Here is a 10,703-nt window from a genome sequence, read left to right as displayed (position 1 = left end):
CTCAAAAGTGGGAGGCCACCATACCCGTTTACAAAGCGAACAGGAAAGTCAATGAAATCAACGGTCTACCCAGACCACCCCCGCGCCAGTGCTAGCTTTGCGTACCGTCACTTATTGCACTGAAAACGAGGAGACCCCTATTTGTGTTTTCATCAGTTCAGTGTGGCGGTGGCCTGCATGGTGAGCCAGCCTTCATGGTCGCAGGCCCACAGGTCTATGGTTTTGCCGTCGGCCGAGGGGCGGCCGTTGACGCGAAAGGGGTGCAGGTCAAACGTGGGGCGCACCGCCTTGAAGTTGAACGTGCGCAGCACGGCATCAGGCACCTGGCGGCGCAGCAGATCCACCAGCAGTGTGGCGATCAGCGGGCCATGCACGATCAGGCCGGGGTAGCCCTCTACACCGGTCACGTAGCGCCTGTCGTAATGGATGCGGTGGCCGTTGAAGGTCAGCGCCGAATAGCGAAACAGCAGCAAGTCGCCCAGCACGATCTCGCGCGACCACACCGCCGCATGCGGCGCGGTGGCGGGCGGCGGCGCCGGGTCGCCGGGCTGCGCTGCGGCGCGGTACACGATGTCATGTTCCTCAGAGATGGCCAGGCCCTGCGCGTTGGTGATCTCGTGCTTCACGCCCACAAACACCAGGTCGCCGGTGCGCCCGCTTTTGTGGCTGACCGATTCAATGCGCGAGGTGCGTTGCACGCTGTCGCCCAGGCGCAGCGGCGCATGCCACTGCAACCGCCCGCCGGCCCACATGCGCCGTGGCAGTGGCACCGGCGGTAAAAAGCCGCCGCGCTTGCCATGGCCGTCAGGGCCGATCTCGCTGTGGCGGTGGTGCGGCAAAAAATACAGCCAGTGCCACAGCGGCGGCAGCACCGTGCCGGGCACGGGCAGCGGGTCGTCGCGGTCCAGCGTGGCGGCCAGCGCGCGTACCGGGGCGGCGGTGATGTCGTCTTGCAGGGTCTCGGTGCGGCCCTGCCACTTCTGCAGTTCAGCAATCATCGGGTGCATAGTGGACCGCCGGCCGCGCCAGTGCAATGCGGCTTGTGCAAAGCAAGGCTTCGGCAAAGGCGAAGACCGTGCGGCCAGCGCATTGCATGCTGCTGCGATATCTTTGGCTGCGGGCCCGTTGCGGCACCTAGCCCGCCATCACGGCACGTCGACAATGTCCTTGTCCGGATCGTTGTGCGGCCGGGCTGGGTGCGGCGAGCGCAGCGGCTCGGCGTGAACCGGAACCGCCCGCGCGAGAAATTCGATGACGGCACTGGTGAAGATGTCGTTGCGATCGCCGGCCACCATATGGGCCGCCCCGGTGACGCTGACGTATTCGGCTGTCGGGCACAGCTTCAGGAAAGCCTGCGCGCCCTGTTCGCTCAGCAGGTCCGACAAGCCGCCACGCACCAGCAGGGTCGGCAGATCCAGATTCACCGCGCACGTTTCCAGGCGTTTGGTGCGCAGTTCGACGTTGCGCGTGGCAGCGCGAAACAGCGGGTCCCAGTGCCAGTGGTACTTGCCGTCCGCGCCCATCCGCACGTTTTTGGCCAGGCCATCGAGATTGCGCGGACGGCTACGGTGCGGCTGATAAGACGTGATCGCCTGCGCTACCTCCTCGAGCGAATCGAAGCCTTCCGGCTTCAGATTCATGAAAGCCTGGATGTTCTTGACGCCCTCGGATTCGATGTTGGGTGCGATGTCCACGAGCACCAGCGCCGTCGCATCGACGTGCTCCTCACCCACGGCGACAAGGCTGGTGCCGCCCCCCATCGAGGCTCCCACCAACACCGGTCGGCGATTGCCCAGGGCTGCGACGACACATTCGAGGTCCCGTACCATCACATCCTGCCCGTACAAGCCGTCAGGCGCCCAGTCGCTGTCGCCATGGCCGCGCGCATCGAAGGCGACCGCGCAGTAACCGGCCGAACCCAGTGTTTCGCCGGCACCCTTCCAGGCATGGCGCGTCTGACCGCCGCCGTGCTGCAGCAAGACCAATGGCCCGTCCGCAGGACCCCACAAATCGCCAGCTATGCGAATGCCGCCGTGGCCCGGCCAGTACTGCATCGGCTCAGGGGTCCCCGGCAAGCGGATGTAGCGCGCGTTCGAGTTCATGAATGAATCCAATCCAAACAAAAAAAAACTCAGCCTTCACCAGCCTGACGATGAGCCAGGACGGCGTTATTCAGCACTGGGAAATATAGGCGACAGATGGAGCAAGGGAGAATGAACGAACAAGCTTTGGATTTCGCCGAACCGCGTGCAGCTGTGCATGGATGCGAACGTCCAACTTCTCGCCTGCTTGAAAGGGCCTTCTTGCCTTGCCGGTGCGTTTGACATAGCTTCGCACCAACTCGTCGCGGAGGTAGCATCGCGTTGATGATCAGCGCGCTCAATGGCTGGCATAGATATACCGGCGCGACCACGGCAGGGTGCCGGCCTGCTGTCCTGCCTTGCGAGCCACGATCTGGTAGATGGCCACGTCGTCGCACTCGAATGCATGGGCGCAGCCAGCCAGGTACACGCGCCAGATGCGGAATTTCTCCTCGTCCACCAACTCGCGCACCCTGGCGCTTCGGGCCTCGTAGTTGACGCTCCAGATATGCAGCGTCGTCACATAGTGGCGCCGCAGGTTCTCGACGTCGAATGTCTCCAGTCCGCCCTCCTGCATCGCCAGTAGCGTGGCGCTGATGTGCGGCAGCTCGCCGTTTGGGAACACGTATCGGTCGATGAACTCGCCGCCGCCGTACGAAACTTCGCCGCCCTGCGGATCCGTCGAGGCGATGCCATGGTTCATCACCACGCCGTCCTCAGCCAGAAGCTCGTGCACGCGCCGGAAGTACGCCGGCAGGTTTTTGCGCCCGATGTGCTCGAACATGCCCACGCTGGTGATCCGGTCGAACTGGCCGGTTACGTCGCGGTAATCCTGCAGCCGAATCTCGATGCGATCCGCCAGGCCAGCGGCCTTCACGCGCTCGCTCGCCAAGTCAAACTGGTTTTGCGAGAGGGTGACGCCCACGCACCGGGCGCCGAACTTCTGCGCCGCGCGAATCACCAACGCACCCCAGCCACAGCCGATGTCCAGCAGCGTCTGACCAGGCTGCAGTTGGATTTTGGTCAGGATGTGATCGATCTTCTTGAGTTGCGCGGTCTCCAGGTCTTCGTCGCCATTCTCGAAATAGGCACAGGAATAGACCATGTTGGGGTCGAGCCACAATTGATAGAACTCGTTCGATACGTCGTAGTGATACTGGATGGACTTCTTGTCCGACGCCTTGGAATGGGCAAAGTAGCGCACCACCCGTTGCAGCTTGTTCGGCTTGCCGATGGAAGCTTTGGCCAGCGCATAGGCGATGTCGATGATGTCGGCCAGCCGGCCGTCCAGGTCGATCTTCTGCTTGATGTAGGCCTCGCCCAGGCTGTCCAGACTCGGATCGAGCAGCAGCGGTATCGCCGCCGGCGATTTCACGTGCACCGTGACGGCGGGTCGGTCGAATGTCCCGAAGTCATACGACTGCCCTTCCCACAGGCTCAGGCGCGCGGGCACGTTCGCCTGCTCGCGGACTGCCGCGCTCCACTGGGCCACCTTCTTTTCCCAAAGCATCACTTTCTCCGTAGCAGGTTGAATCGGCACACAACCCAATCGCCGCTCGAAGCGAGGAGTGCAGCGGCGGTCACGGCGCAATCTTCTCCGCAACGCCCTTATTTCCAGCCGTAGCCGGACTGCAGAACCGGCGCAACTGAGACGGCCATCGACGATGGTATGGTAGGGCTGTCAATGTGAATGGCATGCCGCTTCGCGCGGCATGCAAATGAGTAGGCTGCACGACACATGGTCCATCAGGGAGTGCCCCACCGACGAGCGCCACCAGCGACTGATGGCCGAGCGCTGGTGGTGGCCGACAATGACAAGGTCGGCGCCGGCCTCGCGGGCGAAGGAGCCGATCGCCTCGGCGGGTTCTTCCCATACCCTCACCTTGCCTGTCGCCTCCAGCCCCGCATGGCGCAGCCGGTCGAGTCCGTTTACCAGAATGGCTGCAGCCTGGGAGTGCTGGTCTTCCACCATACCCTCGGGCAATGGCCCGGCGGCCAGTGCCATGGATGACCAAGGCGGGACAACCGCCACCAAATGGCAACGGGCACTGAAGCGGCGCGCCAAGGTGATGCCCTCTTCAAGCATATCTTGCGACTCAGCGCTTCCGTCGTAGGCAAAGACGATGGTCTGGAACATGAGTACTTTCCTTTCTTCAGTGTTTCGGCCGCATCCACAATGCCGGCAGGATGCCCACCCAGAAGACAATTGCCACCAGCGCGAAGCCATCGCCATAAGCCAGACTCTGTGCCTGCGCGGCGACCATCTGGCTCAGGTAGTTCAGCGCCCCAGCGGACGTCTGGGTCACGGGCACTCCCCACGAGCTATCCAGCCCGGCAACCCGACTGATGAGTTCCAGCGTGGTTCCATTGCCTGCGGTCTGGGTCGCCGCCAAGGTGTCCGCATGAAACCCAAAGCGCACCTCCGTTGTGGCAGCCAGCAGACTGACGCCAAATGCGCCCCCCAACTGGCGCACGAAGTTGATGGTTCCGGTCCCTTGCGCCAGCATCGCGGGTGGCAGGACCGACAGTGCGCCTGCGTTCAAGGCCGGCATCATCACGCCGAGGCCGACGCGACCGAGCAGGACGAGTAATGCCATGCGCCAGAAACCAGTGTCTGCATTCATGTCGTACATCAGCATGTTGGAGAGCCCGAAGACGAACAATCCTGTGCCGACCATGTAGTACGCCGGAAACCGGTCAGTCAGCCGCCCTGCGATGGGAAAGACGAGACCCAGAATCAGCCCTCCCGGAATCAGGAGCTCACCCGCAAGCGTCGGCGTGTAGCCCTGGACGATCTGCACGAACAATGGCACCAGGTAGGAGGAGCCGTAGATGCCGGCCCCGAAGATCAGAGCCACCACCGCCGCCGCGGCGTAGCGCGAAACACTGAAGACCGAGAGATTGACCAGCGGTTGCGGGGTCTTGAGCTCCCAGGCAATGAAGGCGAGCATGAGAATGGCGCCGAGACTCGACAACCCGACGATGAGGTTGGAGTTCCACCCCGCGCGCTGGCCGTTGGCAACTGCATAAAGCGAGATCACCAAGAAGAGAGTGAGCAGCAACAGGCCGAAAAAATCGAAGCGCGCAGTTTTTTCGTTGTCCAGACGCCCCGGCAGAAACACCAAGCCGAGCAGCATGCCGGCGATCGAAGTGGGCAGACCCATGTAGAAGACCCAGCGCCAGTTGAAGTTGTCGGTGAGCCAGCCACCCAGCGTGGGGCCAAGGGCCGGGGCCAGCACCACCCCGATCCCATAGATGCCCATCGCCCGCCCGCGCTCGTTGATCGGAAAGACCTGGAAAATCATGATCATCGCCAAGGGCTGAACGATGCCGGCAGCAATCCCTTGGGCCACACGCGCCAGGGTCAGCACGTCCTCATTGGGCGCCACCCCGCCCAAGACCGAAGCAGCAGAAAACAGTGCGAGCGACCCAATGAAGGTTGCGCGAACACCAATCGCGTCGTTCAGCCACGCGTTGAGTAGCATGGACGCGGTCATCGCAGCGAGGAAGCCAGTGGACATCCACTGGGCCTGGTCCTGCCCGATCCCGAAGACGCCCATGATGTCGGGCAATGCCACGTTCACGACGGTGGACGACAGAACCACGGTGATGGTGGCCATCATGGTGGTGGAGATCACCAGCCATCGGTACGCCGGCCCGTATCGGTCGAAAAAGGGCCCCAGCCCGTCGCTAGCGCTGGAGGGTGTCAATCGATACCTCGACCATCATTCCGGGCTTGAGCAGCAAGCCCTCTTGCCGGACCGACAAGCGGACCGGAATGCGCTGCGTGATCTTGGTGAAGTTGCCCGACGGATTTGGATTCGGCAGCAATGCGAAAGCGCTGGTCGCACTGTTGCCGATCAGGCTCACCCGGCCTTCAAACGTTCGCCCAGGGTAGGCGTCGACACGCACCTGCGCAGGCTGGCCAAGCCGGATGTCGGCCAGATCCGTTTCCTTGATGTTGGCTTCCACCCAGATCGCTTCGGGATCGTGCATCAGCAACACGCGCTGTCCAGCGGCAAGGTAATCGCCGGTATTGGCGAAGGTACGGTCCACCACCCCGTTGACAGGAGCGACCAACCGCAGGTCATGCACGTCCAGACGCGACAGCCTCAGTCGGGCGCGAAGACCCTCCGCGTCCGCTCTCGCCTCGGAAGTCAGCTTCTGCTGCTCGCGCTGAGCAATCTTGTAAACCGTCTCGCTACGCTGCACTCGCTGTTCGGACACAAACTGCCGGTCTACCAGATCCCGGTCACGCAGGTAGTCGGCCCGAGCGTTGGCCTCATTCAGGCGTGCCTGCTCTTGCGCAAGCGCGACGGAGTCCAGTTGGCTCTGCGCCTCTCGCACGGCAGCCTGGGTCGAAGCTCGAGTTTCCGCAATCAACTGCTCCAGACGCAGGACTTCAGCCTCGGCACTTTGCAAGCTGGCTGCCTGGGCGATCGCGGCCAGGCTGGCACTTTCGGCATAGATTTCCCCCAGCGTCTGGCCGCGATGGACACTGTCGCCTTCCTGGACCGCACGGGAGGACAGCCAACCGGGTGAGCGGCTGGCCACTGCGATCATTTCGGAGGCGATACGTGCATCGGTCACATCCAGGTGTGTGATCCGGTGATGAACGAATCGTCCGCCTGTGACCAATACGGCTACTGCGAGCACCACAAGGAATGCATGACGCAGGCCCCGCCGTTCGCCCAGCGATTGTTTGAATGTTCGCAGCCGCTCAATCACCCGATTCTCCCAAGAGACCGGGACACCGCCGTGCCCGCAACGCCGGGCGTCGAAGGACGGCGCGCTTTTCCCGCACGCAAAGACCGTGCATTGGCGCGCAGCGGCTCGACTGGCGGCGACAAGGTTCTGGTTCTGGTTCGGGTGTGAGTCAAGATCGAAGCGCTATGAGACGAGAACTCAGCGCTCGCGGCTTGAAGCCAGATTGCGGCGCATCTTGCCCAGGGCGCCGAGGACCGCTGCAGCCTCCTGTTTGTCGAGATCGCGCAGCACGTCGGCTTGGATCGCGGCGCCAACTTCTCTGATCGCAGTCAGGTGCGGAGTCGCGGCATCTGTCAAGTACATTCGATAGGCCCGTCTATCTGCAGCATCGGCATGACGTTCGACTAATCCCGCCTCGGCCAATTGGTCGATCAAACGCGCGAGCGTGATGGGTTGGACTTCCAGCAGTTTCGCCAAGTCGATCTGCCGAATGCCCTGGTGGCGGGCCAGGTAAACGAGCGCCCGCGCCTGCGCCAAGGTGATGGAGCTTCCCTCCAATCGCCGCTGGAAGGCCTGCCGCATCATCCGGGAAAGGTCAGCCAGCATGAAACCCAGACTGTCTTGTTCCGATACCATGCGTATCATATGATGTAGTATGCGTAGTATTCAACCGAACAAGAGGCTCGTCAAGTGAATGGTTGACCTCTTCGCGTCGTGTCCCGGCCCTGCCGACTCCGCGCAGAACTTTGTTGAGCAATGAGTAGCCCCCGAATCGAGACAACGCAACGATGACGGCGCGCAGCTTGATGGTTCGCGGCCTGAGAAAACACTACGGGGCGCGGCAAGTCGTGCAGGATGAGTCGCTGCGGCTCGACAGCGGTGAAGTGATCGGGTTGTTGGGTCCCAACGGCGCTGGCAAGACCACGTCGTTTTACATGATCGTTGGCCTCGTGCCGTCCGACGCGGGAGAAATCGACCTCGATGGCGTCAACATATCCCGCTTACCCATCCATCGACGCTCCGCCCTGGGGTTGTCCTATCTGCCACAGGAGCCATCGATCTTCCGCAAGTTGACGGTCGAGGACAACATCCGTGCGGTGCTCGAATTGCAATATCAGGACGGCAAGAGCTTGTCGCGTGCTTTGATCGAGTCGCGGTTGAATGCCTTGCTGGCCGACCTGCAAGTCGAGAAGCTGCGCACAAGCCCCGCGCTGTCGCTATCCGGCGGCGAACGCAGACGGGTGGAGATAGCGCGTGCGCTAGCGACCAAGCCGCGCTTCCTGTTGCTTGATGAACCGTTTGCCGGGATCGATCCCATTGCGGTCATCGAAATCCAGCGCATTATCCGATTCTTGCAGGCGCGCAACATCGGGGTATTGATTACTGACCACAACGTGCGTGAAACGCTGGGCGTTTGTGACCGCGCATATATCATCAATCAAGGAACGGTACTGGCCAGCGGATGCCCGGCGGATATCGTCGCAAATGAATCGGTACGCCGCATCTATCTGGGTGAACACTTTCGGATGTAGAAAGAATGTGAACGTGGCCCGACAAGACCAGCGTGCCGACGGTCGCTGGTCGCGTGTCCCTTCAGGTCAAAGGTCCGAAAACGACTTGGTCATGGCCAGGCGTACGAATCGCCGCGAGGGGCCGCAAGAACTACGTCGTCCCCCATCCGACGCGATGCACAGCCGCCGTGGCGTCGTGGCGGGCGTCGTCTTCGGAATGCAGATAAACACTGGTCGTGCTGATATTGGCGTGGCCCAAGTTGTCGCGAACCACCTTGATATTGGCTTTCTCGCTCAGGTGTGAGCCAGCCGTGTGGCGCATCCAGTGCGTGGACGCCTGCTCAAGGTGAGCGGCTGCAGCCTCGAACTCAGGCCCGCGCTCGCGCAGCCGGGCTGCGCTTTCACGCATCACCGCCTTGACGATCTCGTGGATCGCACTACGTGCCGTCGGTTTGGCAGGGCCGATCAGCGGAATCATGAGGGGCAAGGCCTCCCCTTCGAGCGGCAGCGGGTTCAAACCGGTCACCTTGCGGTAGCGGATCAATTCAGCCATGAGTTCACTGGTGGCGGGGACCAGCCGGGCCTTGCTGCTTTTGCCGGTGACTTCGAGCCACCAACGCTCGCGGCCGTCGGCGCCGCGACGGCTAAAGAAGCCGCCCATAGTTGCATTGCAGATCTCAGAAACCCGCAGCCCACCGACGTAGAGCAAAGAAAACAACCAGCGGCAGCGTGAGGCGTGCAGTCGGTCCCGCTCCGTGGTGATGGGCATCGCCTCGATTGTGGTCTTGACGATTGTCCAGTGCTCCATGGGGAGGAAGCGGCTGACGCGCGGCGCGGCGTGCCTTCGCTTGCGCCGGCTGAGGGCCAGCGGGTTGCCGGCGAGATAACCGGCCTCCACGAGCCAGGAGAGCATGGCGTTCAGGATCGACAGCGCCTGGCGCTGGCTGGACACGCCCAGTGGCCCGGCGAACGGCCGCCACAGTGGCGACGCCCGACGGGGCTTTTGACCGGGGGCCATCACCCAGCGCTCGGCCGGCTGCGGATCGGCCAGGAAGCGCTGGTAGATCAACAGGTCCTCGTGGGTCAGGTCTGACAGCGACACGCCATGCTGTAGCCCGCACCACAGCATGAGGCGCTCGGCCTCTTTGCGGTAGCTGGCCAGGGTCGCCGGAGAGTCCGTGTAGCGAGCCAGCCAGGCGAGGACTGCCGAGCGGTCATCGCTCGCGGTCAACTGCCCCGGCGATGTGGCGCGATTGCGCCCGAGACTGCCATCCAGGCGAGCGGGAACTACCAACTGATCCAGGGTGACCAGCGGATTCACGGTGAGCTGCTCGCACAGGGTCGCATCGTCAAACATTATGGACATTAGAGTAGTTATGTCCATAGACTTATCAAAATGGAAAATTATCCAACGTATTACGTTGTATTATTTTCTTCATTGAATGCGAAAGCGACGCCCATGGACACTCTACCCGTCACCGAAGCCCGGATGCAGGCCGAAATCGAGGCCCTGCGCGCGCAGCATCCCGAAACGCAGGATCTGTACCGCGAGGTGTGCGTGCTGCTGTTCTTCCGCTATGGGTTGACCCCCACCGCCAACAAGCTGTACCAGCTGGTGCGCAAGGGCAGCATGAGCGCGCCGGCCGAGGCGCTGGCCAGGTTCTGGGAAACCTTGCGTGAGAAGAGTCGCGTGCGCATCGAGCATCCCGATCTCCCCCAGCCGCTGCAGGCCGCCGCCGGCGAGATGGTCGGCGCCCTGTGGCAGCAGGCGCAGGCGGCCGCGCAGGACACGTTGGCACAACACCGCGAGGAAGCTCGCGCGACCGTGGTGGCTGCCGAAGGGCTCGCCCAGTCCGCCGGCGCGCGGGCGGACGCCGCAGAAGCGGCACTGGGCACCACAAGGGACGAGCTGCGGACCGCTCAGGGGCGGGTAATGGAGCTGCAAAGCGAGTTGGCCCGCGCCCAAGGCGAGGTCACCGCCCAGCAGCGCCAGGTCGAAGCCGCCGCAGTCCACCGCCAGGAGTTGCAGGCGGCGCTGAATGCAGCCCAGGAACGATTCACCCGGGAACTCGAACAGCAACGCGCAGTGGCAACGGCGACCGAAGAGCGCCATGCCGGCGAGATGAAACGGGCGCTGTTGGATGTGGACCGAGAGCGCGGCAACGCTGGCAAGCTCCAGAAGGAAGTCGAGCAACTGCGACGCGAGATCGCAGAGCATGCGAATGCACGTCGCCAGGAAGTCCTGGAGCGCCAGCAGCAGATTGACGCGCTGCGCCAGCGCAGTGGCGAGTTGGAGGGCCGCATCGCGGAACTACTGGAGCAGCGTGAGCAGCAGACCCGCGAACTGGATGCGACGAGGCAGAGGCTGGAAGCCGCCGCAGTCAAGAGAGCGCCAGGCACTCGC

At 62.8% G+C, this 10,703-nt stretch carries 10 protein-coding genes; 2 read left to right on the top strand and 8 right to left on the bottom strand.

Features of this window, described 5'->3' with window-relative positions:
* Positions 1-152 precede the first annotated feature (152 nt).
* The 7 genes from Q8R27_RS08410 to Q8R27_RS08380 form a co-directional block, all read right to left on the bottom strand.
* Positions 153-1,007 carry a MaoC family dehydratase N-terminal domain-containing protein gene (locus Q8R27_RS08410; protein WP_305698593.1) on the bottom strand — a complete coding sequence of 285 codons (855 nt, stop codon included), beginning with the start codon at positions 1,005-1,007 and terminating at the stop codon, positions 153-155.
* A 138-nt stretch (positions 1,008-1,145) separates the two neighbouring features.
* Positions 1,146-2,102 (bottom strand): alpha/beta fold hydrolase, encoded by a 957-nt coding sequence (locus Q8R27_RS08405; protein ID WP_305698592.1) that lies wholly within the window; start codon positions 2,100-2,102, stop codon positions 1,146-1,148.
* 277 nt (positions 2,103-2,379) lie between these two features.
* Entirely contained in the window at positions 2,380-3,591 is a 1,212-nt protein-coding gene (locus tag Q8R27_RS08400) for a cyclopropane-fatty-acyl-phospholipid synthase family protein (protein ID WP_305698591.1), read from the bottom strand.
* 171 nt (positions 3,592-3,762) lie between these two features.
* Positions 3,763-4,218 (bottom strand): universal stress protein, encoded by a 456-nt coding sequence (locus tag Q8R27_RS08395; protein ID WP_305698590.1) that lies wholly within the window; start codon positions 4,216-4,218, stop codon positions 3,763-3,765.
* Positions 4,219-4,234: 16 nt separating this feature from the next.
* A complete protein-coding gene (locus Q8R27_RS08390; RefSeq protein WP_305698589.1) occupies positions 4,235-5,719 on the bottom strand; it encodes a DHA2 family efflux MFS transporter permease subunit in 1,485 nt (494 codons plus the stop codon).
* Positions 5,720-5,771: 52 nt separating this feature from the next.
* Positions 5,772-6,809, bottom strand: coding sequence for an HlyD family secretion protein (locus Q8R27_RS08385; protein WP_305698588.1), 1,038 nt, complete (start codon positions 6,807-6,809; stop codon positions 5,772-5,774).
* Positions 6,810-6,986: 177 nt separating this feature from the next.
* Complete coding sequence (locus Q8R27_RS08380) at positions 6,987-7,424, bottom strand: MarR family winged helix-turn-helix transcriptional regulator (RefSeq protein WP_305698587.1); 438 nt, start codon at positions 7,422-7,424, stop codon at positions 6,987-6,989.
* 152 nt (positions 7,425-7,576) lie between these two features.
* Here Q8R27_RS08380 and lptB point away from each other — a divergent pair, with 152 nt between their 5' ends.
* Positions 7,577-8,320, top strand: coding sequence for an LPS export ABC transporter ATP-binding protein (lptB, locus tag Q8R27_RS08375; protein WP_371134669.1), 744 nt, complete (start codon positions 7,577-7,579; stop codon positions 8,318-8,320).
* A 130-nt stretch (positions 8,321-8,450) separates the two neighbouring features.
* Here the strand turns inward: lptB and Q8R27_RS08370 are convergent, their stop codons facing one another.
* The gene (locus Q8R27_RS08370) at positions 8,451-9,656 is read right to left on the bottom strand and encodes a site-specific integrase (protein ID WP_305698586.1); all 1,206 of its coding nucleotides are present in this window, start codon (positions 9,654-9,656) and stop codon (positions 8,451-8,453) included.
* A 102-nt stretch (positions 9,657-9,758) separates the two neighbouring features.
* On the opposite strand from Q8R27_RS08370, the gene Q8R27_RS08365 reads away from it, so the two are divergent.
* Positions 9,759-10,703: DNA-binding protein (locus tag Q8R27_RS08365; RefSeq protein ID WP_305698585.1), on the top strand; the 945-nt coding region annotated here is incomplete at its 3' end.

Source organism: Phenylobacterium sp. (genome assembly GCF_030697305.1).
Classification (GTDB): Bacteria; Pseudomonadota; Alphaproteobacteria; order Caulobacterales; family Caulobacteraceae; genus Phenylobacterium.
The sequence above is the reverse complement of the archived record's forward strand: the minus strand, read 5'-3'. Positions and strand labels throughout refer to the sequence as shown.

What these genes read in the sequence shown, in the direction of transcription:
- Q8R27_RS08395 (WP_305698590.1), bottom strand. Translation starts at nt 4,218, where the DNA reads ATGTTCCAGACCATCGTCTTTGCCTACGACGGAAGCGCTGAGTCGCAA.
- lptB (WP_371134669.1), top strand. Translation starts at nt 7,577, where the DNA reads ATGACGGCGCGCAGCTTGATGGTTCGCGGCCTGAGAAAACACTACGGG.
- Q8R27_RS08370 (WP_305698586.1), bottom strand. Translation starts at nt 9,656, where the DNA reads ATGTTTGACGATGCGACCCTGTGCGAGCAGCTCACCGTGAATCCGCTG.
- Q8R27_RS08400 (WP_305698591.1), bottom strand. Translation starts at nt 3,591, where the DNA reads ATGCTTTGGGAAAAGAAGGTGGCCCAGTGGAGCGCGGCAGTCCGCGAG.
- Q8R27_RS08380 (WP_305698587.1), bottom strand. Translation starts at nt 7,424, where the DNA reads ATGGTATCGGAACAAGACAGTCTGGGTTTCATGCTGGCTGACCTTTCC.
- Q8R27_RS08405 (WP_305698592.1), bottom strand. Translation starts at nt 2,102, where the DNA reads ATGAACTCGAACGCGCGCTACATCCGCTTGCCGGGGACCCCTGAGCCG.
- Q8R27_RS08410 (WP_305698593.1), bottom strand. Translation starts at nt 1,007, where the DNA reads ATGCACCCGATGATTGCTGAACTGCAGAAGTGGCAGGGCCGCACCGAG.